This window comes from Marinobacter sp. 2_MG-2023, assembly GCF_030546935.1.
Taxonomy (GTDB): Bacteria; Pseudomonadota; Gammaproteobacteria; order Pseudomonadales; family Oleiphilaceae; genus Marinobacter.
Genome location: NZ_JAUOPH010000005.1, coordinates 61,401 through 87,243, shown reverse-complemented (window position 1 = coordinate 87,243; position 25,843 = coordinate 61,401). Strand labels below are relative to the sequence as shown.

Here is a 25,843-nt window from a genome sequence, read left to right as displayed (position 1 = left end):
GTTTAAGACTCTCCTGCCCCCAGCGGTTCTGCCTCTCCACCGTGGCGCCTGGCTCGCCATTCGCGGATCTGCTCCAGCCAGGATAGCAGGGCCGGAATAACCAGCAGCACCAACACCGTAGACAATCCCAGACCAAAAGCAATGGATGTGGCCATGGGAATCAGGAACTGCGCCTGCAGCGAGGTTTCAAACAGCAGCGGCAGCAATCCACCAATGGTCGTCAGCGATGTGAGCAATACCGCACGTACCCGCTGGACAGCCGCTTCGTTCAGAGCCTCGTTGATACCCAGGCCCTTCTGGCGCTGCTGGTTGTAAAAGGACACCAGAATAATCGCGTTATTCACCACAATGCCGGCCAGGCCAAAAAAACCGAACAGCGATAGAACCGTGAGCTGTAGCCCCATCAACCAGTGGCCCAACAAGGCGCCTACCAGGGCAAAGGGAATAATTGCCATCACAATTAAAGGCAGGGTCCATGAGGAAAACACCCAGGCCAGGATCACGTACATCAATGCCACACCGATCAACAAACCGGTTTTCATATCCGCAATGGTTTCGCGCTGATCCGCAGCCCGACCTTCAAAGCTATAACGTACCCCGTAGCGGCTGGCAATATCCGGTAGCGCGCCGGCCTGCAGGCTCTCGAGGATCTGATCCGTGGTACTTACCCGCGTATTGAGCGCAGACGTTACTTCCACCGCCAGCTTACCGTCGGCGTGGCGCAGTGCCTCAAAGCCCTGCCGATGATCCAGGTTCATCACCTGCCCCAGGGGTACAAAGCGTCCATCGGGTAAACGTACAGTCACGCGGGACAGCGTAGATAAGCGCTCACGCTGATCCCGGGGCAGCTGCACCCGCACTTCCATCTCATCACGGCCGTCCTGGTAGATCTGGGCAACCCTGCCATCAAATGCTGACCGCAGCTGGCTACCCAGATCGGTGGTGGTGAGGCCAAGCGCCTCACCGTAGGCGCTGGCCTGATAAATCAGTTGTTCCCGGCCCCAGGGCATATCATCTTCCACATCCAGTACACCGGGCAGGGTCGATAACGCCTGCGCCAGTTCGTCAGCCGCAAACTTCAGGTTTTCTGCGTCATCCCCCGTTAGCCGCACATTCACATCACTGCCTGGGGGTCCCGCCTGGCGCTCGGAAATAGCAAGGTTATCCAACCCGGCCGGCAAGATCAGTCGGCTGCGCCATTCGTTGATAAATTCCGGGTTACGCACCGGCCGCTGATCCGAAGGCACCAACTCAATCATTATGGAGCCGAGCTCATCGCCGGTACGTGAGCTTCCTTCGGCGCCCAGAGTTGCGCCCTCCATGGTCACCGCGTGCAGAATCAGGTTGCCGCCTAACGCCGCCTCCGTGTCATTCAGCGTTTTCTGCATGTCGGTCATAAATCGGTCAACAGTCGCCCTCTCCGTGCCCGCAACAAAACTGGCGTTGGCGTAGAGAACAGAGGGCTCCGGCGTCGGAAAGAAATTGAACCCGAGGCGGCCGCCGGCAAGGAGCCCCACGGTAACCAGTGCTAACGCCAGAATACTTGCCATGGTAATAGCCCGGTTTTCCAGGCTACGCTGGGAGAACCGGCGAAAAGGACCTTCGCGAAAGCGATCAAACCGGCGTTCAAAACCAACTCGAAAACGCGCAACCGGATTGCGGCTGGGCGTAGCGGGTTCTGCTGCCCCCGTCTTGCCTGTACGCCGGGGCGTGAAGGCATGCCGTAAATGCGCCGGTAGCACAATGAAGCACTCCAGAAGTGATGCAATCAGCACGCAGATCATGACAACCGGTATATCGCCGAGAATGTTGCCGATTACACCACCTACAACCAGGAGCGGCATAAAAGCCGCAACGGTGGTCAGAGATGAGGCCAGCACTGGCCAGACCATTCGCTTGGCAGCGCCCTCCGACGCATAAACCGAGGCTTCACCCATGCGGGCATGAGCATCGGCATCCTCACCCACTACGATGGCATCGTCTACAATCACCCCCAATGCCATGATCAGAGCAAACAGGGATATCATGTTAATGGAGCCGCCAATCAGCCAGAGCACACCCAGAGCGGCAAGAAACGCCGTTGGAATCCCCACAGCCACCCAGAATGCCACGCGCCCCGGAAGAAACAGATACAGCAGGCAGACAACCAGTATTAGACCGCCAAGACCATTACTGGTCAAAAGGGAAATGCGATCATTCAGAAGCTGCCAGGTCTCATCGTAAACCTCCAGCTTTATCGAAGGAGGCAGGGTAGCTCGCGTCTCGTCGAGCCATTGTTGCAGAACCTTGGCTGCCGCCAGGGAGTTACCGTTTTCCGAACGCTGGAGCTGCAGCTCGATAGCCGGAAACCCATCACGGGTGAGCGTAACCTGACTGTCCCGATCTTCCTGACGAACCTCGGCGATATCCCCAAGCAGCAGTTGCGTGCGTTCGCCACTGAGAACGGGCACAGACTCAAATGCCTGCGGGCTGCGCCGCTGTTCAACAGACCTTAGCTCCCGGGCTGCATCCTGCTGGGCCATTATGCCGGCGGGCAAATCCCGTGAAACCGAAGCCACCCGGTCGGCAACCTGCCCCAATGTGAGCCCCAGCGTCTCCAACTTTTCCACCGGAACATCAATGCTGATTTGCTGCTCCGGCAGTCCCTGGAACGAAATCCGGTCTATACCCTGCTGTAGAAGCTCGTCTTCAAAGCGGTAAGCCAGAGCTCGCAGTTCGCTGCGATCAACATCCCCGAACACCAGTAACCGAGCGACAGGCTCGTAGCGTTCAATCCGGGTAACCTCAGGCTCCTCAGCCTCTGCCGGAAGATTGGTAAACTCATCCACCTGCTGACGCACATCATCCAGCGCACTGATCGGATTGGTCCCTTCCTCAAACTCCAGGGTTATGGCCGCCACGCTCTGAGCCGACGTGGAGGTCATCTTTTTGAGTCCATCCACACTACGCAGGCGCTGCTCCAGAGGGTTGGTGATCCCCTGCTCCACATCTTCAGCGGAAGCACCACTCCAGACCACGCGCACACTGACCACGTCCAGCGCAAAGGTAGGAAAGAACTGAACGTTCATACGGGTAAGTGCCAACCCACCGGCAAGCAGCATCATGATCATCACAAGGTTGCCAGCAACCTTGTGATGCACAAAGAAACCGATAACGCCTTTTTTACGCCTCATCGTACCTGGCTCTCATCGTCGGTCACGTCAACTTTCAGCCCGGTGAGCGCATTGGGCAGATGCGTGACAATCAGACGGGCACCGGGCTTCAATGCCTCTCCGGCAATCAGGAGGCGGCGCTCGCCATTCGCCGAGAGAGCTTCGCCCACACGCTCTACGAGAACTCGCCGCATGCGGTTATCGTCTGTCATCAGGTAAATGCTGTCAGCGCCGTACAGGGCACTGAATGGGACGGCGACCGTTGCGTTGCGCTCTGGTCGTTCGAGGCTGACCGGCAGCAGAGCCCCCGGGCGCAACCCCCCGGCATCCCCGGCCAGGGCAAGAATTGCCTCGGTTCCGGCGGGGTCGCTGGTACCGGCAAAGCGCTCGAATCGAAAGCGAATGTCCCGCCTGTCACTATAGGCATACAGGCTTTTGCCCTCAGCCAGTGCGTCTGACAGCTCGGCCCGATACATATCTGGCACCCTGGCTCGAAGCTCCAAACCCTTTACGGCGTAGACAGAGAATAATTTCTGGTTTCGGGATACCTGGTCGCCAACAGCGACCTGAACATCCGTCACAACACCATCAAATGGAGCAACAACCCGGGAGCGCTCGGCATCCCGCTGGGTTGTTGCAAGCGTTGCCTCGGCCTGGGCAAGCCTGGCTTCAAGGCTTTGCAACCGTGCCGGGTGTTCGTCGATGGCGCGTTGGCGAATACTGACGACCAGCTCAGCCCTGGCTGCGCCGTCTGTTACGATCTCGAGATCCTCACGGGAAGCAAGGTTGCGGTCTACCAGGGAGCGGGTACGCTCCAGTTGCCGGCGGGCGTTGGCCAGAATCGCATGCTCGCTTTTGAGCGCGGCCTGATCATTGCGGTAGCGCACTTGTTCAGATCGAATCTGTGCCTCAAGATCGGCCACCTGAGCTTTCGCCTGGGCCAGCACTGGTTCAATATCCCCGGCATCCAGAGCGACCAGCAAGTCTCCAGCGCTCACTCGTTGCCCCTCTGAAACCGGCCTTTCGCTAATGCGACCAGCCAGGGTAGCCACCACCGACACCTGTTCGGGCGCCACCACCTCACCATACAAAGGCAACACCGGTGTGTGTGCTTCCGGTGCGACGACCTGAACCTGTACTCGCCAACTGCGTTCAGTTGCGCTTACTGAGGCAGGCTCCGGCCGGGTCATTTTCAGAAACAGAAACCCAAGAACACCGGCCGCCAGAATAATCAGAGGTATAAGTCGTTTGGACATCACGTAGTAACCAGCTAAGTTAAATATAGCTCCGTCACAAAACGGAGCCTGTCATCAGGGTGTCTTTGCACGATACCCAGGGAGTACTAACCGTTTGTTCGCAGAAGATTATGCCAACCTGCTCAGCGCAACCGCCATCAACGCCACCCTTGTGGTGGTCGTCGTCCTCATGCACCACGAGGTGCTTGTACGCCTGAGCGCAATATTGGCAAAAATGCATGAAAGTCATCACTTTCGCCTGGTCGTCGCCGTCCTTGGCGTACTGCTCGCCCACACGGTAGAGGTATGGGTGTTTGCCGGAGCCTACTACTACATGCATCACGCCGACGCATGGGGTTTGTTGACTGGCAACTTTGATGGCAGTTTTCTGGACTGCATTTACTTTTCTTTCAGCACCTTCACCACAGTTGGCTATGGTGATATCGAACCTATCGGTGAGCTAAGGTTCCTGACCGGCATTGAAGGGCTCACGGGGCTGGTGCTGATTACCTGGAGCGCGTCTTTCCTGTTTGTAAAAATGCAACGCTACTGGACTGGCACCGAACATCACTAGACCCATGACCGCCTGGCGAGCGTGTAAAACAGCAATGGCACCACCAACACTGTCAATAAGGTGGATAACGCCAGCCCGAACACCAGGGAGATGGCCAACCCGTTGAAAATGGGGTCATTGAGAATAAAGTAAGCTCCCACCATTGCCGATATTGCTGTCAGGGCGATTGGTTTGATGCGTACCGCACCTGCCAGAACCACGGCCTTATCCAGCTCAACCCCTTCTTCCAGAAGCTGCTGTATGAACACCACCAGCAATATGGAATTACGTACGATAATGCCGGCCAGAGCGATCATGCCAATCATACTGGTGGCGGTAAATTCCCGGCCTAACAGGGCATGTCCGGGCATGATTCCGATCAGGGTCAAGGGTATGGGCGCCATAATAACCAGCGGCAGAATATAAGAGCGGAACTGAGCCACCAGCAGTACGAAGATCATAAATACGCCCACGCTATAGGCGGCCCCCATATCACGGAAGGTTTCGTAGGTAATCTGCCACTCACCGTCCCACTTGAGCGTGCCTTTTTCCGGCAGCGGTGGTTGATCGATAAAGAACTGCTCGGGTGCGCCCTCTTGCTGATTCAGGCGTGAAACCATGGCAAACATGCCGTACAAGGGTGAATCTATAGCTCCCGCCATATCCGCTGTTACATAGGTCACGGGCAGCAGGTTTTTGTGATAAATCGCGCCCATCCAGTCGGCTTCGCGCACCTGGGCAATGCTCGCCAGAGGCACCAGGTTGCCATCGCGGCTGCGCACCTGCAGGGACAGAAGCACCGATGACTGAGCTTTATCAGCGTCTCCAAGGGTTACACGAATCGGCACTGGGTACTTTGCATGATCATCGTGTAAAAAGCTGACGTTCACACCGCCCAACCCCATCTGCAATGCTTCTACAACCTGAGCCTGGGAGACGCCCAGACGAGCAGCCCGGGCGCGATCCACTTCAACTTCCCATTGCCGGGTAGGCGCTTCCAGCGTGGTATCAATATCCACCAGCCCCTTCACCTCAGCCATGCCGGCTGCCACGGAGCGGGCCAACCTGGCGCGCTGGCCAGCATCTGCGCCGTAGATCTCCGCTACCACGGGTGACAGCACGGGTGGCCCCGGCGGCACTTCAACAATCTTGACGCTGGCACCATGGCGCTCGCCGATGGCAGTCAGTGGTGCCCGTAAAGCCTGGGCAATATCGTGGGACTGGCGGGACCGCACACTCTCATCGCTGAGATTGACCTGGATATCGCCCTGATAAGGGTCGCTGCGCAGGTAATACTGGCGTACCAGGCCATTGAAGTTAATGGGCGCGGCCGTACCGGCATAGCTCTGCCAGCTGGTCACTTCGTCAACGCTCTCCAGGTAATGGCCCATTTCCATAAGCACCCGCTGGGTTTGCTCAACCGGCGCGCTTTCAGGCATATCAACCACAACCTGAAGCTCGGACTTGTTGTCGAAGGGCAGCATTTTCATGATAACCACCTGAAACGCTGGCAAGGAGGCAGCAGCCAGAGTCAGCAGGATCACTCCAAGCGCGAGCAGGCGACGACGCCAGCGGTGATCACCCAGAAACGGCATAAGGACGCCCCCGAATATTTTCATGGACATGGGACTGACACCATCGGCAGAACTGCCTCCCCCTTCCAGTTCCGCGGCGGTTTCGCCTTCCGTTCGCTTCAACAAACGAAACGCCAGCCAGGGCGCAACCACAAAGGCAACAATCTGCGACAGCACCATACCGGCGGAAGCGTTGATCGGGATGGGGCTCATGTAGGGACCCATCAGGCCGGTTACGAAAGCCATGGGTAACAGGGCCGCCATAATGGTGAGGCTGGCCATGATGGTGGGCGTACCCACTTCGTCTACCGCCACCGGAATAATGTCTTTCAACGGGTGGTTGGAGTTGCGAATCCGGCGATTGATGTTTTCGGTGATCACAATGCCGTCGTCCACCAGAATACCGATGGAGAAAATCAGCGCGAACAGAGAGACCCGGTTCAGAGTAAAGCCCCAGGCCCAGGAGAATACCAGCGTCAGCAACAGCGTGATCAGCACTGCCACGCCCACAATCAGCGCCTGGCGCCAGCCCATGGCCACCAGCACCAGCAACACCACGCAAAGGGTAGCGGAAATCAAGTCTGAAATGAGCTTTTGGGCCTTCGCGGAGGCAGTTTCGCCATAATCCCGGGTGACAATCACTTCCACGCCTTCCGGCAGAGCGCGATTGCGGATCTGCTCCAGCCGCTGCTGAATGGCGGTGGTGATATCCACGGCGTTTTGTCCGGGTTTTTTGGCTATCGCCAGAGTCACTGCGGGGTATACGCCCCCAGGTTGTCCGATACTGTTCGCATTCGCAGCTCGCCCGAAACCGGTCATTACACTTCGATCCGCAACCGTGCCGCCGCGACTCACACTTGCCACGTCGTCCAGATGCACAGCCGCACCATTGTGCATGCCGACCACGAGGCGACGCACATCGTTTACGCTCTCCAGCAGGGTGCCAGCCTGGACCGGGATAGAGAGGTTATCCCGGGTAATACGCGCTTCCTGACTACTGCTGTTGGCAGCCTTCAGGGCATCGCGAATATCGCTGAGGGTGAGGTTGAATCCGGCAAGCAGGGCTGGGTCAAAGTGGATATCCACCCGGTCGGGCACGCCGCCTACGGTGTAAACATCGCGGGTTCCGGGCACTCGCTTGAGCGCGACTTCAAGCATGTGGGCGAGACGGGTAAGCTCTTCGCCAGTATGTCCATTACGCGGATCGTAAAGAGTCAAAGTCATTACCGGCACATCATCAATGCCCTTGGGCTTGATGACCGGTTGTGTGGCGCCCAGTTCTGGCGGCAGCCAATCCTGATTTGAATACACCTGATTATAAAGCCGGACTAGCGCTTCTTTTCGGGGAATGCCGACTTCAAACTGCACGGTAACAATGGCCTGCCCCTGACGCGACACGGAATAAACGTGCTCAACGCCGGCAATCTCGCTCATCACCTGTTCGGCCGGGGTTGCAATAGCGCTTTCAACTTCCTGTGTGCTGGCACCGGGAAAAGCCACCATGATGTCCGCCATGGTAACGTCTATCTGCGGTTCTTCTTCCTTCGGCGTCACAACAACCGCAAGCACACCCAGAATGATGGAGAGTAACGCCAGCAAAGGCGTCAGATGATTATTCTGGAAAACCCGGGCAATCGCTCCGGAGGGGCCGACCGGGGGCAGTTCGCGACTCAATTCCCTGCCTCCTTGTTAACACTTTCTCGAGAGGCGGGCTCTGCTGAAAGGTTAAGGCGATCAGTACCAATCAGCTCACCCGGGTGGATGACAACCCGCTCCCCCTGGCTCAGGCCAGCCAGAATTTCCAGACGACCGTCCTGTTCCGTGCCGACACGAACCTGTCGTAACCGCGGGCGCTCCTGATCATCCAGCACAAAAACTGCCCTCAGCTCACTACGACGCACAAGACTGCTAACGGGGATCCAGAGTGCATTGCGCGTTGCGACGGGAACTCCGACCTTCACCAGCATACCCGGAAACAGGGATCCATTAGGTTCACTAAGGCGCATACGCAGCCGAAAAGTGTGGGTAGCAGGATTGGCATAGGGGTAAAAAGTGATCTCGCCAGTTTCCAGTACTCGGCCATCGGCCAGGGTAACCTGCGCCTGGCGCTCGCGCCGGGCAAGATCCGCGTACTGCTGGGGCAGGTCTACAACAACCCGGAGCTGCTCCAGGGAGAGGCCACTGAGCAGGGGTTGTCCGGGGCTGACGGACTCACCGATTTCCACATGACGTTCGGTCAGTATGCCACCGTAGGGCGCAGTTATCCGTGTATAGCTTAACTGCTCCCTGGCCTCTGCCAGAGCCGCCTCTGCACGCTCCAGTCGCGCTTTGGCGCCTGCCAGATTGTTCTGGGCCTGATCAAACTCCTGCCGTGATACCAGGCCGCGCTCATGCACGGCTTCAACCCTGGCAAACTGCTGTTGCGCGTTGGCAAAGGCAGCGCGCGCCTCATCCCGGCCACCCTGCGCCTGGGTGACCCGGGAGCGCTGCTCACTGCCTTCCAGTTGCACAATAAGGTCGCCGGCGACCACCGAGTCGTCTACATCAAACGGTAGCTTCTCCACCGTGCCGCTGGTCTGTGCAGACACAGTGCTCTGTTGAACTGCCTCGATCACGCCGTCAAGAACGAGTGTTTCCTGCAAGTCGCCGAGTTCGACAGGAACCGTTTCCGGCCTCGATGAGGCATCATCACCCAGAGCTGATCCGGTGAAAACCAACCCAAGAAAGATGGTGCCCAGTACAGCAATATGCTTCATCAGCAGCCACTCCGAAACCAGTTATTAGTTAATAACCATAGGTTATCAATATACTCTGAACGAAGACATACCAACTTATCCTAAGTCAGGGCTTAACTATGACAAAACCACCAGTCATCGCCAAAAACAACTGTCCGCAAACGCCATTAAAAAACCCCGTGCAGGGGGAGTTAATCCTGCACGGGGTAAAGTGTTACCCGCTGGCTATGATTAGCGGGCAACCGCCATTGCACGGTTTACCATTTGGCCGTCAGTGCCGCACGTAGCGTGCGCCCCGGTTCATTTACACGCACCGCATCAGGATTGAACGGGTCTGTGTTTGCGCGGCTCACATGAGGCGCCCAGGTATTATCAAACAGGTTATCCAGTGCCCAGTTGAAAGTGAGATGCTCCATCAACGGGTGGCTACCAGAAAGATTAAACACGCCGTATCCGGGTGATGTTCCTGCATCCAGCCCGGACTCCGGGTCGATGCGATCCTGGCGGCGGGCCAGTAACCACTCAGCTTCAATGCTGTGCCCCATGCTCTGCCAGCCCAGAGTTTGTACAAACTGAACCGGAGGAATCTGTGCCAGCGCCGAGTTATCGTCACGATTCTCACCGCGAACGGAAGCCAGTGTGCTGCTACTACTCCAGGTTCCGTTCGTCCAGCCGACCATCACCTCAGCGCCAAGCAGGCGGGCATCAACATTCTCGTAAAGGGTGCAGCCATTAGCCTTGCCACATTGCGCTGCGGTTTCTTTATATCGCCTTACAAAGTCATCCACCTGATCAACCCAGACCACCGGCTTCCAACTCCATTGGTTTTTACTTCCACTCAGAGCCAGCTCTACCTTGTTGTGCTTTTCAGTTTCCAGGCCTGGGTTACCAATCCAGGAGTCGCTCATGGTGTTCCGGGCAAGGTAGCGCTCGGTAACACTGGGGCTGCGTACGCTTCGGCTGACAGTCAGTGTCAACGCCTGGTTTTGTGGTAACCGCCACTCGCTGGATGCAAACCCGCTAACGTTGTTATCTTCGGGTTCTAGATCGGTTGTACCGTATGCGTTCTGATAAAGCATGGCCGGAGTCATGCCCATGCTCGCGATATCGTTTGCCTTGGTAGCATCCATTTCCACGCGGTCATAACGAAGGCCGCCCCCAACCTTCACACCACTGGCAACACGCCGGAAGCCCTCCGCAAAAATCCCGATACGTTCGCGTTCCACACCAGGCCACATAAACGAGACCGTCATAGGCATGGGATTGGTTACGTTAGACAGCGTCGCATCCCAGTCATTGGTCTCCAGGTCTGCACCTATTGCCCAGTCAGTTGAACTGTTGGGGCTTTGATCAAGGGTAAATCGCACTCCACGGGTCTCGGTCGTGGAGTCCGTCTGCATTTTCATCATACCCACAGGGCGCAAACTGAAGTTGTCCATTGTGTGATCAACATCCGCCTGCCAGGCCAGCAAATTCCACTCACCGCTGGCTACTGGAGAGCCCAGTTCCATGCGGTACATATCTGTATCCGTTTTCGGGGCATCCATGCCAGAGCCTGCATATTTCACATCGCTCTCTTCCTGGCGGCTGACCATACCCTTGATGTAGAAACCATTTTCAGCCGTCCAGGCACCATCAACACGACCCTCAGCGTTTTTGTAGGCGCTGCGCACTTCGTTGCCATCACCGTCTTCGTAATCGTCTGCTTCATCATATCCGCCGGAAAGCCGTAGCCACGCTTCCTCACTACCGACGGCCGCCGCCGCGTTAATCAGCTTGCCATTGCCGTTATCGGATCCGCCGATGGTTACCTGACCTGTGGTCGCATTACCGTTGAATTGCGGGTTGGCAGTCGTTGCAATTATCTGTCCGCCAGCAATGGGGCCCCAACGCAAGGTGCGGTTGTTTGTCCGGACTTCCAGAACCGGTGCCAACGCACTGCTCAGTCGGCTGGTTGGCGGGTCCATCCGGTTAGGGCAAGCACCTTCCACACGAATACCATCCAGCAGGACATCCACACGCTCCTGGCTCTGACCGCGCACTACCGGCTCCAGACCACGGCCGCCCATTCGGGACAGAGATACCGAAGGGTCGGACTCCAGCCGGCTCACCGGCTCGCTGGCCAGTACCGCTTCAGCGTTGTCACTTGACCAGCCTTCCGTTATCCGAATGACCAGGTTTTCCTCGACAGGTTGCGCCGTTACCAGTGCCGGGATACCCGCGAATCCAAAAACAGCAACCCGTACAAACCTGGTAAGTGCTCGCTCCTTCATACTACTGCTTCCCCCTGGGCGGACCTGTCTGAATAAAAAGTAAGGAGGGCATAATAAACGCGCCAGCTCCTGCGCGCCTGAGACAGAATGCCGCATCTCTCTTGGGGTACATGCCTGACGCACCACAAACGAGCACTTCTTGCTAAGCGTGCCCCAATATGATGAAATCATCGCCCCATTTTTCCACCACCCTTTCCACTTTCCTGCAATAAGCAAGAACCGAAATGAGGAAGACTCTATGACCGCCCGACTTGATGAGAAACTGGAACTGATTTACCAGGACGTTCTGCACCGCAATCCGGGTGAAAACGAGTTCCACCAGGCCGTACACGAAGTTCTGGAAACACTGGGACCTGTTCTGGTGAAGTATCCGGAATTTGCAGAGAAGAAAATCATTCAACGTATCTGTGAGCCTGAACGCCAGATTATTTTCCGGGTGCCCTGGCAGGATGATAGCGGTGAAATCCACATTAACCGTGCCTTCCGCGTGGAATTCAACAGTGCTTTGGGGCCCTATAAAGGCGGCATGCGTTTTCACCCCTCTGTTTACCTGGGCATCATCAAATTCCTTGGCTTCGAGCAGATCTTCAAGAACGCCCTGACCGGCCTGCCTATCGGTGGTGGTAAAGGCGGCAGCGATTTCGACCCGAAAGGCCGATCCGACGACGAAATCATGCGCTTCTGCCAAAGCCTGATGACCGAGCTGTATCGCCACATTGGTGAATATACAGACGTTCCCGCTGGCGATATTGGCGTAGGCGGTCGCGAAATCGGCTACCTGTTCGGCCAGTACAAACGCATTACCAACCGCTACGAGTCAGGCGTGCTAACCGGCAAAGGCCTGGATTGGGGCGGCAGCCGTGCGCGCACCGAAGCAACCGGCTACGGCACCGTATTTTTCACACAAGAGATGCTGAAGGCTCGTGGCGACTCACTGGAAGGCAAAAAGGTGGTCGTTTCCGGCTCCGGCAACGTCGCAATCTACGCCATTGCCAAAGCACACGAACTGGGCGCCAAGGTTATTGCCTGCTCTGACTCAGGCGGCATGATCGTAGACGAGAAGGGCATAGATCTGGCAGCTCTCAAACAGATCAAAGAAGTCGACCGTCGTCGCCTCAACGCCTACACAGAGTTCCACAAAGACGCAAAATACGTCAAAGGTGGTAGCATCTGGTCCATTCCCTGCGACATCGCACTGCCCTGCGCCACTCAGAACGAGCTCAACGCCAATGACGCCAAAACTCTGGTGGAAAATGGCTGCATCGCCGTGGCTGAAGGTGCCAACATGCCGACAACGCCGGAAGGTATTGCGATCTTCCAGAATGCCAAGCTCATGTACGGCCCAGGCAAAGCAGCCAACGCCGGGGGCGTGGCAACCTCCGCTCTGGAAATGCAGCAGAACGCCAGCCGTGACTCATGGAGTTTCGACTATACTCAAAAGCGCCTTGAAGACATCATGAGAGACATCCATAGGAGCTGCTACGAAACCTCGGCCGAGTTTGGCTCTGAAGGCAATTATGTAATGGGCGCAAACATTACCGGCTTTATTAAGGTAGCTCGCGCCATGCAGTCTATGGGCGTTATCTGATCACGGAGAAGTAAGGCATGAACGGGAGCGGCGGAAACCCACAGGATGACAGCCGGGTTTCCACTGGCCTCCCGGGGCTTGACGATGTTCTCGATAGCCTGAGAATTGGCGATAACGTTGTGTGGCGAGTCAGCGACCTCGACGACTACCGCCGTTTTGTAACCCCGTTTATTGAATCTGCGGCGTCTGCAGGGCGCCGTATTATCTACCTCCGCTTCGGCCAGCACCCTCCGCTGGTGTCTGACACAACCAATAACATCCGAATCGAAAATATCGATGCCCTGAGCGGCTTTGAAGCGTTCACTGGCAGGGTCTGGCGCCTGATTGAGGAACATGGACGGGGTGCCTTTTACGTCTGCGACTGCTTGAGCGATCTTCTGAATGCCTGGGCGACGGACGCCATGGTCGGCAACTTTTTCCGCGTAGTCTGCCCCTTCCTTTTTGACCTGGAGACTGTCGCCTGGTTTGCGCTTTATCCCGACCGCCACTCCCGCACCACTTTGGACCGCATCCGGCAAACAACGCAGGTAATGGTCGATGTTCATCGGTTAGGGGAAGACGTTCAGATTCAGCCCATCAAAGCCTGGTGCCGGCAATCGCCTACCATGTTTTTGCCCCATCGGGAGCACAACGGGCGCTTTATTCCAGTTACAGACAGCAGTGATGCAACCCGGCTTCAAGCGGGGCTGGAGCTGGCGCAACTTAATCGTCAGCCGCTCCTGGACTACTGGGACAGGCTCTTCATTCAGGTAGCAGGCGCGATTGAGAGCGGTGATGAAGTACAGTCAGCCGACATTCTGGACCGGGTACTGAATGTTCTGATCAGCCGGGATCCGCGCATGCTGGAGCTGGCAAAACGTTACCTCAGTCTTGAAAGCCTGCTCGGGATACGCGCACGAATGATCGGCAGTGGTTATATCGGCGGCAAGGCCACCGGCATGCTGATCGCACGCAGTATCCTGCTCACGAATCAGCCCGAGATTTGGCAGGACAACCTCGAACCACACGACTCCAGCTACCTGGGGTCAGACGCCTATTACGCCTTCCTGGTTCACAACGGTCTGTGGCCGGCGATTATGCGCCAGCGCTCTGCCGATGGTTATCTCAGTGAAGCAGAGGAGCTTCGTCAGAACATTCTGGCGGGCAGCTTCCCACCGGAAATCCGCACAGAACTGGAGCGACTGCTGGACCACTACGGCCAATACCCGATCATGGTGCGCTCAAGCAGCCTTCAGGAAGACGGATTCGGAAATGCGTTTGCCGGCAAATACGACAGTGTTTTCCTGATCAATCAGGGCGCTCCGGAACTTCGGCTTGCAGCGCTGGAGGATGCAATCAGGCAGGTTTACGCCTCTACCATGAACGAGGATGCGCTGGTTTACCGCCAACAGCGCGGGCTGGACCAGCGAGAAGAGCCTATGGCCCTGCTGATACAGCGAGTCAACGGCCGCTTCCACGGTCGATACTACCTGCCAGATGCTGCAGGTGTTGGTGTGTCTCGCAACACCTTTGCCTGGGATACCGATATGGATCCTGCCGCCGGCATGGTTCGTCTGGTGATGGGGCTGGGCACCCGTGCCGTTGACCGGATTGAAGACGACCACGCCTGCGTTATGGCGCTGGACTATCCGGGGCGTCGCCCCTTCCGCAATCAGGATGAGAGCTACAGATTCTCACAGCATCTTCTGGATGCACTGGACCTGAAAGAAGGCAAACTGACCACCCGCCCTTTGAGCCAGCTCACAAAGGAAGTTTCCGATCTGCCATTGCAGCATCTTGGTGAGGTGGATCAGCCCGCAAGCAGGCGAGCGGAGGAGCTCGGGCTGCCTGCACCGGTATGGCGCCTCACGTTCCAGCCACTGGTGAGCAGAGGGCAGTTTGTTGCCCGCCTTTCCAACCTGCTGAAAGCTCTGGAAGCCGGCTACCAGCACCCGGTAGACGTGGAATTCACCCTGCACCTGGACAGTGCCGGTGAGCCTGCCTTTAATCTTGTGCAATGCCGGCCTCTGGCGACCGTAGGCGAAACAAAAGCAGCGACAATACCCGCCGAACTTTCCGACCAACAGTTGCTGTTCCGAACCCGCGGTCACTTCATGGGCGGCAATATAAACCTCTGCATCCAGCGCGTTATCCGGGTGGACGCATGGGTCTACAGCCGCCTGACTGTCAGCCAGCGTTACGACGTTGCCCGCCTTGTTGGTCAACAGGTGCGCACAGGCAACGCAAGGACAATGCTCATTGGCCCGGGACGCTGGGGCACCAGCAGCCCCGAATTGGGCGTGCCGGTCCGTTTTGCTGATATAGCCCGGGTTGCCGTGCTGGTTGAAGTAGCTGAAATGGACGGTGACATGGTTCCCGATCTTTCTTACGGCTCACATTTTTTCCAGGACCTGGTCGAAACGGGCATCGCTTATGTGGCGCTTTTCCCCAGTGGCCGACACTGCGTTTACCAGCCCGAACGGCTGCCGGGCATAGACACTGCTGATAACCGGGGCATTTCTCCGGAGCGAGCCGTACAGACCTTTGACCTGCTCGCAACTCCGCTGCAACTGACCGCAGACGTTGTCAGCCAGAACCTGGCCTGCTATTTCCCGGATTGATATCCGACAACTATTTCAGAAAAACCGGTAAAAGCACTTACTTACTACACCACTGCACACACCACCCTGATAGTATCCTCACCATGGAATGGCGAACTCACTCTCAAACAGGTTTCCAACAATCCGCACGCTACCTGCTGGGTATGCGCCTGGCGGTTGTTGGCCTCCAACTTACTGCACTTGCGGTAGCAGAAACGGTTGTTACTCTCGCACACCGTGCTGAAGCCCTCATGCTGTGCCTGTTGTACGGCATTCTCGCGACGCTGGGCTGGCTCTGGTTTACCCGCCGACCTCCCAGTTCCCCCGCAAGCGTAAGCGCCGGCCTCGCCCTTGATCTGGCGCTGATTGGCAGCTGGCTGTTTCTGACTGGCGGCTATACCAATCCGCTGGTTTCCTTGTTGCTCCTCCCCATAGCCGTAGCAATTATTCTTGTACCCCTTAGCCAGAGTATAGCCATCACACTTTCTGGAGTTGCTGTCTATACGGCCCTGGTTATGTGGCAGGCACCGCTTACCCATGACCACAGCAACCACGGCAACCTGGCGCAGCTGCACCTGGTCGGTATGTGGGTCACCTTCGCCATGACCGCTGCGATCCTGCTACTGGTTGTGGGTGCTCTGGCACGGCGATTACGCCAGCAGCAAGAGCAACTATCAACCATTCGGGAAACGCGCCTGCGCGACGAACAGATTATTGCTCTGGGGCTTTCTTCTGCAGCCGTCGCCCATCGCCTGGGTACGCCTCTGAATACCATGACCTTACTGGTCGATGAGATTCGCTCAGCATTCCCTGATCCGGATCTTGCGGAAGATCTGAGCATGATGGAACAGCAACTGGTTCTGTGCAGCAAACACCTGCAGCAACTTACCAGTGCGGCAATACAAGCCAAGACCGCACAACTGGAAAGCCTGCAGATTCAGGATTGGGTAACACGCCTGAAAGAATCGGCAACACTCCTGTGGCCCGCTGCGCCCATCGAGTGGCCAGCGGCTGTTCCGGATTGCCGGGTTTCGGTAGACGCCACTCTGGACCAGGCCATTCTCAACCTGCTGGCTAACGCTCTCAACGCCAGCCCAACCTGGGTAGCCGTCAGCGTACGCAACACCAAAACCAACAGAGTCGAGATGGTAGTAGAAGATCACGGCGACGGCCTGGAAGACGCACTTCAGGTCACTCCGGGGGAACAGATCGTAGGCTCGGAGAATGGCCTGGGTGTGGGTCTCTTTCTTTCCAATGCAACAATCCAGCGCCTGGGCGGCACTCTGAAGGCCCGTGTTGACCAACATGGCACCACAATGATCATTGATTTGCCTGAAGCCAGAGCGGAAAACGCAGAGATGGGAGGTAAAGTTTGACGACAAACAACAGCTGGCTACTGGTTGACGATGACGCCGCTTTCCTGCAGATACTCCAGCGCGCCCTCAAACGTCATGGTATCGACGCTACCTGCTCCCACTCCCATGCCGAAGCACTTGAGGCCCTGGACACCCAGCCCTTCCAGAACTGTGTTCTGGATCTGAACCTTGCAGGCGAGAGTGGCCTGCAGTTGTTGCCGGAACTCCTTGCCAAACAGCCTGACCTGGAGGTTCTGGTACTGACGGGCTATGGCAGCATTGCCACAGCGGTTGAAGCCATGCGCCGCGGGGCCACGAACTATTTGTGCAAGCCTGTAAACGTGCAACAGCTTCTCGGTGGTTTCGAGCCATTGGCAATGGCACCAGAGTTGCGCAAGGAGCCGCCGTCTGTGGAAGAAATGGAATGGGAACACATTCAGCGAGTGCTTAACGAGCATGAAGGCAATGTATCGGCCACAGCCAGAGCCTTACATATGCACAGGAGAACCTTGCAACGAAAGCTGCAAAAGCATTCCCGTTGGCGCAGCTAGAGCACCATTCTTAAAATTGACATGTATCAAACAAGGTCTCCGCTTCCCGCGTATTCTCGCCCGCTGCCTTTTCAGAAAGACCGCTGGATAACCACGGACGCCCAGCGAAGATACCACTGCTACAATCCATCTATCAGGACAGGGAGAAAGTCGCACTTTTTGTAGCCCGAGCATAGAAACATTCATGTCAGATACACAGAGCCCGGAAGACAAAAAGCCTGCCCCACAGATAGACCTGGAACGCCTTTCGCTGGTTGCAATAGCCACTCACAATATGGCGCTTATCCTTGACGCATCTGGATTCATCCAATGGGTGAACCCTAGCTTCGAGGAACATACCGGCCACCAGCTGGAAGATGTTGCCGGAGCCCGCCCTCGGGACATTCTTTATGGTCCGACCACAGACCCGGAAACAGTAAGGCGAATCGATTGCAAGTTTCACCGGGCAGAGCAGTTTGAGGAAGATATTCTGCTCTTCACACGCTCCGGTGCGCCATTCTGGGTTCATGTCTATTGTGTGCCTACCGGCGCTGAGCAGGGTGTGAAGCCAGGCTTCATCGTCATCATGAATAACATATCGGATCGCAAGCAGGGCGAACGCGGTTTGCGAATAGCCGCCAGTGTGTTTGACCGCAGTCACGAAGCCATCATTATTACGGACCACAACAACTGCATAGTCGATGTAAACCCGGCTTTCTCCCGCATTACCGGTTACAGTCGCAGCGATGTATTGGGCCTCAACCCATCCATTCTCAGCTCTGGGCGCCATTCACAGGCTTACTACCGCGCCATGTGGCAAAGTATTGAGAAGACAGACCACTGGCGCGGCGAAATCTGGAATCGCCGGAAAAACGGTGAAGAGTTTATTGAGCTGCAGTCAATCAGCCGCATACACCTTGATGAGCCGGGGAGCTACTACCACGTTGCCTCTTTTACAGACATTACCGCCCTCAAAAACCATGCTAAAGAGTTGGACCGGGTCGCCAACTACGATGAACTGACAGGCTTGCCCAACCGCCAGCAACTGGAAGACCGGCTGCGCAGAGCGCGAGCCCAAGCCGACCTCCACGAACAAAACCTGGCTGTCTGTTACCTGGACCTCGACGGCTTCAAGGTAATCAACGACAGTTTTGGAGAGACCGCCGGTAACCAGATGCTGTGCACTCTGGCAGGGCGCCTGGCGAAAGCTCTTCGCAGCGGCGATACAGTTGCCCGGCTTGGCGGCGATGAGTTCGGCCTGATTCTTCAGGGTGATAACAATAACGCAGTCTACGACCGCATATTATCCATCATCAACGAGCCCCTTGACCCAGGAACAGGCACTGGCCCAATCAGCCTAACCGCAAGCCTTGGGATCACCCGCTACCCCGCAGACAATTCGGATGCTGAAGGCCTCATCCGCCATGCAGATCAAGCCATGTATTCTGCCAAGGAAAAGGGGCGAAACCTTCTGCACTTTTTTGACCCTGAATTGAACGAGCACAGGCAACAAAGGCGTGAACAGCTTACCGAAATCACCAGGGCACTCGAAAATCAGGAGTTCGAACTTTATTTTCAGCCCCAGGTACGCATTGCGGGGTGCAAAGTTGTAGGCTTTGAGGCTCTTATTCGCTGGAACCACCCTCACAGGGGCTTGCTCTACCCGGACGCCTTCCTGCCCACACTGGCAAATAGCCACCTGGAAGTGCCTCTGGGCCAATGGGTTCTCAAAGAAGCCATTCATCAGATGAACCTCTGGCAAACAGCCGGCGAAGATCTTTCCGTCAGCATTAACATCAGTGCCCAGCAACTCATGGACAGGAGCTTTACAGGCTTCCTGGAGAGCTACCTGCACAGCCACCCGGACGTTAAACCCAGCCAGATCACCCTGGAAGTGCTGGAGTCCACAGCGCTCGATGACATCCGTCTCGCCGGCAACGTGCTTGCCCGATGCCAGGAACTTGGTTTCCAGATTGCATTGGACGATTTCGGGACAGGTTTTGCCTCGCTCACTTACATGCGCACCCTGCCCGTCGATCAGGTGAAAATTGACAAGAGTTTCGTGAGCAACATGCTCGATGATGGGAATGACCGGGCTATTGTCGAGAGCGTGATTTTTCTCGGCCAGAGATTTGCCCACCCCATTGTCGCAGAGGGTGTTGAAACCATGGAGCATATCCGCGCTCTGCACCAGCTGGGCTGCGACTATATTCAGGGCTACGGCATTGCCCGCCCGATGCCGGCCAGCAAGATATCTGGATGGTTAAACGAATGGCGTAAGGAAAAGGCTCGAAAAAACACCCAGGAATTGCCGCACGCTGGCAAAGCAGGCGTAGCAGGCGTAGCAAACGCATCAGAGGCGTACAGGACAGCTAACGATAACGACGCTGGTCCAGCGTTGTAAGGCGGTCCGGATGGAACACCATCATGCCGGTAACAATCACGCCGTTAACAAACCCTTCAGGAATCATGAACAGCGGAAGATATCTCAGGTAACTGTGCACCAGTTCTGAAAACTCATAAGCGCCACTGGCCCAGAGCATCAGGCACATCACCAGACCCGCGGCAGCCACAGAAATACCAGCCCCGAAGAAGCCGCAGAAAAAGATGTAAGCAAAAAAGTTGCGAAAATCCCGGTGCCTTTCCCAAAGCATGATGCCCTGGGTAATCAGCGCTGGAATCATAACCGTCACGAGGCCGTTAGCAGCAAACATCATCGCCGGTTCACGACCCGTTATCACAGTAATAACCAGAGCCAGAAGCCCGGCAAACACCGCAAGACCCCAACCCAGCATCAGTGTGACTGCGGTAATACCAAAGATGTGAATCGCAAGCCCGGGGTAGATGCCTGCCCGCAATTGCCAGATAAAACCGAGCACCACCGCGGCACCAAAAAAGGAATGCTGCAACAGGTTGTCTGCACGCAGTGCGCGCCAACGCACAGACCGGGCTGCCTGCACCAGAATTATCAGAAACAAGGCCAGAGTGAGCAGCCATTGCCCTGTTGATAGCAAATTATCCGTCATACCCATGTTGAAGTGACCGCTCTATTAAACCTGACAATCAACTCAATGATAGCGACCACACCAACCCTTCTGCCAATGATCAGCAACAAACAGGGTAAAATCAGGCGGTTTTTTTCATGGGTTCGCGATGGCCGGTCAAGGTCTGCCAGGCCCCATAGGTACTCAGAAACACCTGACCACCCAGATGAGCGAGCAACTCGGTACCTTTGAGGCGATCCATAACCGGGCCTTTTACCTCCGAGAGGTGCAAACGCACACCTGCATCCTTGAGGCGTTCATTTATCGCTTCCAGACTTTCCAGTGCGGAGGCATCTACCAGGTTGACTGCCGTGCAAACCAGTACAAGATCTTTCAGCTCCGGCTCACAAATCACCAGGTCCATCACCGTCTCTTCGAGGAAGCGTGCGTTGGCGAAGTACAGGCTTTCATCCACGCGTAAAAAAGTGACTTTCGGACACAGCTCTACGTCATGGCGAAGCACATTACGGAAGTGCTCTGTTTCCGGAACCCGGCCCACAACCGCGCAGTGTGGCCGACTGGTACGATACAAAAACAAGCCTATGGAAAGCGCCACACCTGCGATGATGCCGGCTTCAACGCTGTGTGCGAGGGTCAGCACAATGGTTACCAGCATGGCTCCGAAATCGGTACGGGAATAGCGCCATGTGCGACCTAGCGCGGGCAAGTCTACCAGCGTCGCCACGGCAACAATAATCGTGGCTGCAAGCGTTGCCTGGGGCAAAAAAGCGATAGCTGGAGTCAGAAACAGAGTCGCCAGAGCAATCCCGACCGCTGCGTATGCTCCGGCAGCTGGGGTTTCCGCACCAGCATCAAAGTTGACGACTGAGCGAGAGAAGCCGCCCGTTACCGGCATACCACCTGAAAAACCCGCGCTCAGATTGGCGGTTCCCAAGCCGATCAACTCCTGGTCAGGATCAATCCGTTGGCGCCGTTTTGCCGCAAGCGTCTGACCTACAGATACAGACTCCACAAAACCTACCACGCTTATCAGCAACGCACTGACCGCCAATTGCTGCCAGAGGCCCCAGTCCATTGGGGGCATCGTCAGTTCAGGTAGTCCGGAAGGCACAACACCAACCAGGCGAACGCCCCGGGTATCAAGCTGGAGCTGCCAGGCAACCAGTGTGGTCAATAATACTGCAAGAATCGGTGCCGTTTTGGTGAGGATATCTGCCGAACGTGCACCCACGCCGGAGCGAACCAGGAGAGGCTTCAACTGCTTGCGGGCGAACATCAGAAACAGCAATGCCCCGGCACCAATTGCCAGCGTTGGCAGGTTGGTGTCGCCTAATGCCAAAATCAATGACTGCCCAATTTCCAGAAGATTCTGACCTGAGGCCTGGACCCCGAAGATATGTTTGAGCTGGCTGGCAGCAATCACAATACCGGAGGCCGTAATGAAACCCGATATCACCGGGTGGCTGAGAAAGTTGGCGAGAAACCCGAGACGCAGAATACCCATCATCGTGAGCATTAACCCGGACATGATTGCCAGCAGTATCGCACCCGCAACATATTCAGGACTGCCCGCCTCGGCCAGGGGCGCCAGCGCGGCGGCAGTCATGAGAGACACCACTGCGACCGGCCCGACTGACAGGGTTCGGCTGGTGCCAAAGATCGCGTAAACCACCAGCGGAAGAATACTGGCGTAGAGCCCGACCTGCGCAGGTAAACCTGCCAACAGGGCGTAGGCCAGCGACTGAGGAATCAGCATCACGGTCACAATGACCGCAGCCACCAGATCACTGGTAGCCTTGCTGCGGCCGTATTTTGGCGCCCATTGGAGAATGGGCAGGTAACGTTTAAAGTTCATCAGGCGCTCAGAACAGGTTGACCGGTATTTTCAGGTAAACCTGACCGTTGTCCTCTGCGGGCGGCATTTCTCCTGCCCGCATATTCACCTGCACCGAGGGCAGAATCAGTCTTGGCATATCAAGCGTAGCATCGCGCTCTGTGCGCATTTTTACGAACTCGTCCTCGCTGATGCCATTGTGTACGTGAATGTTGGCCTCGCGCTGCTCCGCCACCGTTGTCTGGTGGGCGTATTCATCACGCCCTGGCGCCTTGTAGTCATGGCACAGGAAAATACGGGTCTCCGGGGGCAGCGAAAGAACCTTACCAATGGATTGGTAAAGCGCACGGGCATCCCCGCCCGGGAAATCGCAGCGTGCGGTTCCGAAGTCCGGCATGAACAGGGTGTCGCCTACAAAAGCTGCATCACCAATCACATAGGTCAGACATGCGGGCGTATGGCCCGGCGTGTGCATTACACTGCACTCAAGCCCCCCGATGGAAAAGGTATCACCGTCTTTGAACAGGCGGTCAAACTGGCTTCCATCACGGGCAAATTCTGTGCCTGCGTTAAACGCCTTACCAAAAATCTCCTGAACATCCTGGATGTGCGCGCCAATACCGGTTTTACCACCGAGTTTTTCGTGGAGATAGGGCGCCGCGGACAGGTGATCCGCATGCACATGGGTCTCCAGGATCCATTCAACGTTCAGACCGTTTGACTGGACGTACTCGATAATTGCATCCGCTGAGCGCACGTCCGTAGTACCTGCGGCGTAGTCAAAATCGAGCACTGAGTCGAGAATGGCACAGGCCTGACTGGCAGGATCACGAACGACATAACTGAATGTGTTGGTGGGCTCATCAAAAAAATACTGAACGATGGGGTTACTCACGGTGTTCACCTCCGTTGGGGTGGCATCTCAGAATATAATTCTAAGGATATACCAAAACGGAATATTAAGTGAAATGCTCTTTTCCTATGCTCGCGATACCCCTGATGCATCAACCAGGCAGTCGCGCCCAGCCTGCTTTGCGCAGTAAACCCGCTCGTCAGCCAACCTTATGAGCGGGTCAGGTGAGGCCGGAATCGCACCCAACTCCCCTATAGCCGCAATACCGGCGCTGACTGTCAGTGGCAATGTGCGCCCTTCAAAAACAAAATCGTGATCGCGCACCCGGCGAATTATCCGGCTAACCGTGTCTCGAACATCCGCCTGGCTGACACTGCTGAATGCCACAACAAACTCTTCCCCGCCAAATCGCGCGACAACATCAGTCTCTCGGGTCTGTTCAATGAGAATATCGGCAAACCGGCGCAAGCAGAAATCACCCGCCAGGTGTCCGCCGGAATCGTTGATGTGTTTGAAGCGGTCGAGATCAAACATTGCCAACGTAAAATGTTCACCGTAGCGACTGGCGCGGCTGAGCATTTCATTCAATCTGGGCATCAGATAACGGCGATTATGCAAGGTCGTCAAGGGGTCACGAATAGACTGATTGAGCAGTTCACTCTCCAGACGATGACGCTCAAGCGCCCCGGAGAGCAAGCCCGATACAATGATCAGAAGGTCCGCCTGATCTTCACGCCAGGTTCTCTTGCGAAGAGAGTCAACGCCAAAAAAGCCGGTAACAAGTCCACGAACGCGGACAGGTACACAAAACATCGAACAGACACCCTGCTGTTCCAGTAAGCTGCGCTCAGGCCCATCGGGTAATTGTTCTAACGCTCCAACAAACACGACCCGGTTGTCACTCACCATTTCATTGATCTTGGCTTGCCACCAGTCAAAGTCGTCAGTTCGCACATTTCGCTGAGAGTCTATGAGAGACGGTACGCCCGGGGAACACCATTCGTGAGTGTTATTCATAACACTGTAGTCTGACGAAAACTCGTACACATATGCCCGGTCTACGCCAAAGAAGCTACCGATCGTCTGCAGCAGCTCGGAAATGCACTGATCGATCGTTCCAAAGCTCAGGTTGATAAACTCCGTGGATAAGGTCGCTATCAACTTCTGGAAATCTGCCTGAAAGGCCGACTCGGCCTCCCGCTCTCTGAGGGTGTGCTCAAGTTCCTTGTAGTGCTGAATATTGTAAAACTGCCCGTACCAGACAGTACTCCCGTCGGCTTGACGCTCGGAGATTGCGTGGGTTTCAAACCACTCATAGTGGCCGGCGAAAACTTTCAGTCGAGCCTGACATCGCCAGGGCGTGAGCGTTTTGGCGGACTTTTCAATACTGGCGGCAACACCGTCCATGTCCTCAGGATGAATCATAGAGAACATCGCATCAGCATTTTCTCGCAGGGTACCTGGGTCAAGCCCAAGGATGCTTTTTACCTGTTCACTGACAAACGGGTACCTTCGAGCCTTACCGTCCGCGCTCAGCCAATAGGTAAAGAAAACACAGGGAACGCCCGCAGACAGCTTCTTGAAACAACTGTATGCGTCTGTGTAACTCGGCCCCTGATCGGACTGTTTTGTCATGAGCCACTCGCCTTCCCGGCATGAATCGACTGGGTTTGAAAAAAGTGTAGCCCACAGTGCTATGTTCAACTACATCAAACCAGTGCCTTCCTGTATGAATTACGTAAGCGCAGTGGTTCTGACCGGAACAGCGGCGTTGATTAAAACCTCCTATCACACTCATTGGAATATGCTTATTCCATAATCTGATAAATGATTTATAGTTACTCCATCAACCACCGAAAAGGAGTACGACCATGGAACAATCTGACAACCCTGTATTCGGCTTGCCTCGCCTGAACGAGCGCGCACCTGATTTCAACGCCCCAACAACTGACGGAGTCAAAAACCTCGACAGCTATAAAGGCAAATGGTTAGTGCTGTTCTCACACCCTGCCGACTTTACCCCGGTCTGCACGACTGAATTCATGGCCTTTGCGAAAATGGCTCCGGAATTCAACAAGCGCAACTGCGAACTGCTGGGCCTGTCTATCGACAGCCACCACTCGCACATTGCCTGGATGCGTAACATCAAGGAAAAGTTCGGCGTCGAGATCCCCTTCCCGATTATTGCCGACCTTAAAATGGATGTTGCCCGCGCTTATGGCATGATTCACCCGGGTGCCGCAGATACATCGGCAGTACGCGCAACGTTCATGATTGACCCGAACGGCGTGCTCAGAGCAATGGTGTACTACCCGATGAGCAACGGCCGCTCGATTCCCGAGTTCCTGCGTCTGCTGGATGCGTTGCAAACCAGTGATGAAAACGGCGTAGCCACTCCGGAAGGCTGGCAGCCAGGCGATCGCGTTATCGTTCCGCCCGCAGCCACTGCAGCAGAAGCGGACAAGCGCGTTAGCTCTGAAGAGTACGACTGTGTAGATTTCTACTACTGCACAAAGCAGCTTTAAGCGCCAGATAAAGCACTTATAGCAGCAAAACAGTCCTCCCTGGCCCATGCGT

16 protein-coding genes are annotated in these 25,843 nt (G+C 56.0%); 7 read left to right on the top strand and 9 right to left on the bottom strand.

Annotated features, from left to right (window positions below; genetic code table 11):
• Positions 1–2: 2 nt before the first annotated feature.
• Both Q4501_RS14185 and Q4501_RS14180 read right to left on the bottom strand, forming a co-directional pair.
• Complete coding sequence (locus Q4501_RS14185; protein ID WP_303596919.1) at positions 3–3,173, bottom strand: efflux RND transporter permease subunit; 3,171 nt, start codon at positions 3,171–3,173, stop codon at positions 3–5.
• On the bottom strand, positions 3,170–4,408 hold the full coding sequence (locus Q4501_RS14180) for an efflux RND transporter periplasmic adaptor subunit (RefSeq protein WP_303596918.1): 1,239 nt from the start codon (positions 4,406–4,408) through the stop codon (positions 3,170–3,172). The genes Q4501_RS14185 and Q4501_RS14180 overlap by 4 nt, the downstream gene beginning before the upstream one ends.
• Positions 4,409–4,526: 118 nt before the next feature.
• On the opposite strand from Q4501_RS14180, the gene Q4501_RS14175 reads away from it, so the two are divergent.
• A complete protein-coding gene (locus Q4501_RS14175) occupies positions 4,527–4,961 on the top strand; it encodes a potassium channel family protein (protein WP_303597168.1) in 435 nt (144 codons plus the stop codon).
• Here Q4501_RS14175 and Q4501_RS14170 read toward each other — a convergent pair.
• From Q4501_RS14170 to Q4501_RS14160, 3 genes are all read right to left on the bottom strand, one after another.
• Complete coding sequence (locus tag Q4501_RS14170; protein ID WP_303596917.1) at positions 4,958–8,188, bottom strand: efflux RND transporter permease subunit; 3,231 nt, start codon at positions 8,186–8,188, stop codon at positions 4,958–4,960. The genes Q4501_RS14175 and Q4501_RS14170 overlap by 4 nt on opposite strands.
• Positions 8,185–9,270, bottom strand: a complete 1,086-nt coding sequence (locus Q4501_RS14165) for an efflux RND transporter periplasmic adaptor subunit (protein WP_303596916.1) — start codon at positions 9,268–9,270, stop codon at positions 8,185–8,187. The genes Q4501_RS14170 and Q4501_RS14165 overlap by 4 nt, the downstream gene beginning before the upstream one ends.
• A 236-nt stretch (positions 9,271–9,506) precedes the next feature.
• A complete protein-coding gene (locus tag Q4501_RS14160; protein ID WP_303596915.1) occupies positions 9,507–11,522 on the bottom strand; it encodes a TonB-dependent receptor in 2,016 nt (671 codons plus the stop codon).
• 238 nt (positions 11,523–11,760) lie between these two features.
• On the opposite strand from Q4501_RS14160, the gene gdhA reads away from it, so the two are divergent.
• The 5 genes from gdhA (at position 11,761) to Q4501_RS14135 (ending at position 19,978) form a co-directional block, all read left to right on the top strand.
• The gene (gene gdhA, locus Q4501_RS14155) at positions 11,761–13,110 is read left to right on the top strand and encodes an NADP-specific glutamate dehydrogenase (protein WP_303596914.1); all 1,350 of its coding nucleotides are present in this window, start codon (positions 11,761–11,763) and stop codon (positions 13,108–13,110) included.
• A gap of 17 nt (positions 13,111–13,127) precedes the next feature.
• Positions 13,128–15,710 (top strand): PEP/pyruvate-binding domain-containing protein, encoded by a 2,583-nt coding sequence (locus tag Q4501_RS14150; protein WP_303596913.1) that lies wholly within the window; start codon positions 13,128–13,130, stop codon positions 15,708–15,710.
• A gap of 83 nt (positions 15,711–15,793) precedes the next feature.
• Positions 15,794–17,065 (top strand): sensor histidine kinase KdpD, encoded by a 1,272-nt coding sequence (locus Q4501_RS14145; protein WP_303596912.1) that lies wholly within the window; start codon positions 15,794–15,796, stop codon positions 17,063–17,065.
• Positions 17,062–17,595, top strand: coding sequence for a response regulator transcription factor (locus tag Q4501_RS14140; protein WP_303596911.1), 534 nt, complete (start codon positions 17,062–17,064; stop codon positions 17,593–17,595). The genes Q4501_RS14145 and Q4501_RS14140 overlap by 4 nt, the downstream gene beginning before the upstream one ends.
• A gap of 184 nt (positions 17,596–17,779) precedes the next feature.
• Positions 17,780–19,978 (top strand): bifunctional diguanylate cyclase/phosphodiesterase, encoded by a 2,199-nt coding sequence (locus Q4501_RS14135; protein WP_303596910.1) that lies wholly within the window; start codon positions 17,780–17,782, stop codon positions 19,976–19,978.
• Here the strand turns inward: Q4501_RS14135 and Q4501_RS14130 are convergent.
• From Q4501_RS14130 to Q4501_RS14115, 4 genes are all read right to left on the bottom strand, one after another.
• The gene (locus Q4501_RS14130; RefSeq protein ID WP_303596909.1) at positions 19,947–20,606 is read right to left on the bottom strand and encodes an energy-coupling factor ABC transporter permease; all 660 of its coding nucleotides are present in this window, start codon (positions 20,604–20,606) and stop codon (positions 19,947–19,949) included. The genes Q4501_RS14135 and Q4501_RS14130 overlap by 32 nt on opposite strands.
• A 94-nt stretch (positions 20,607–20,700) precedes the next feature.
• Positions 20,701–22,434 carry a SulP family inorganic anion transporter gene (locus tag Q4501_RS14125; RefSeq protein WP_303596908.1) on the bottom strand — a complete coding sequence of 578 codons (1,734 nt, stop codon included), beginning with the start codon at positions 22,432–22,434 and terminating at the stop codon, positions 20,701–20,703.
• A gap of 7 nt (positions 22,435–22,441) precedes the next feature.
• A complete protein-coding gene (locus Q4501_RS14120; protein ID WP_303596907.1) occupies positions 22,442–23,308 on the bottom strand; it encodes an MBL fold metallo-hydrolase in 867 nt (288 codons plus the stop codon).
• A gap of 84 nt (positions 23,309–23,392) precedes the next feature.
• Entirely contained in the window at positions 23,393–24,901 is a 1,509-nt protein-coding gene (locus Q4501_RS14115) for a diguanylate cyclase (protein WP_303596906.1), read from the bottom strand.
• A 236-nt stretch (positions 24,902–25,137) separates the two neighbouring features.
• Between Q4501_RS14115 and Q4501_RS14110 the strand changes: the two genes are divergently transcribed.
• Positions 25,138–25,791 (top strand): peroxiredoxin, encoded by a 654-nt coding sequence (locus Q4501_RS14110; protein ID WP_303596905.1) that lies wholly within the window; start codon positions 25,138–25,140, stop codon positions 25,789–25,791.
• Positions 25,792–25,843: the final 52 nt, after the last annotated feature.

Excerpts from the sequence above, each read along its gene's own strand:
- Q4501_RS14110 (WP_303596905.1), top strand. The coding sequence starts at position 25,138 with ATGGAACAATCTGACAACCCTGTATTCGGCTTGCCTCGCCTGAACGAG.
- Q4501_RS14145 (WP_303596912.1), top strand. The coding sequence starts at position 15,794 with ATGGAATGGCGAACTCACTCTCAAACAGGTTTCCAACAATCCGCACGC.
- Q4501_RS14130 (WP_303596909.1), bottom strand. The coding sequence starts at position 20,606 with ATGGGTATGACGGATAATTTGCTATCAACAGGGCAATGGCTGCTCACT.
- gdhA (WP_303596914.1), top strand. The coding sequence starts at position 11,761 with ATGACCGCCCGACTTGATGAGAAACTGGAACTGATTTACCAGGACGTT.
- Q4501_RS14135 (WP_303596910.1), top strand. The coding sequence starts at position 17,780 with ATGTCAGATACACAGAGCCCGGAAGACAAAAAGCCTGCCCCACAGATA.
- Q4501_RS14150 (WP_303596913.1), top strand. The coding sequence starts at position 13,128 with ATGAACGGGAGCGGCGGAAACCCACAGGATGACAGCCGGGTTTCCACT.
- Q4501_RS14165 (WP_303596916.1), bottom strand. The coding sequence starts at position 9,270 with ATGAAGCATATTGCTGTACTGGGCACCATCTTTCTTGGGTTGGTTTTC.
- Q4501_RS14160 (WP_303596915.1), bottom strand. The coding sequence starts at position 11,522 with ATGAAGGAGCGAGCACTTACCAGGTTTGTACGGGTTGCTGTTTTTGGA.
- Q4501_RS14115 (WP_303596906.1), bottom strand. The coding sequence starts at position 24,901 with ATGACAAAACAGTCCGATCAGGGGCCGAGTTACACAGACGCATACAGT.
- Q4501_RS14185 (WP_303596919.1), bottom strand. The coding sequence starts at position 3,173 with ATGAGGCGTAAAAAAGGCGTTATCGGTTTCTTTGTGCATCACAAGGTT.
- Q4501_RS14180 (WP_303596918.1), bottom strand. The coding sequence starts at position 4,408 with ATGTCCAAACGACTTATACCTCTGATTATTCTGGCGGCCGGTGTTCTT.
- Q4501_RS14125 (WP_303596908.1), bottom strand. The coding sequence starts at position 22,434 with ATGAACTTTAAACGTTACCTGCCCATTCTCCAATGGGCGCCAAAATAC.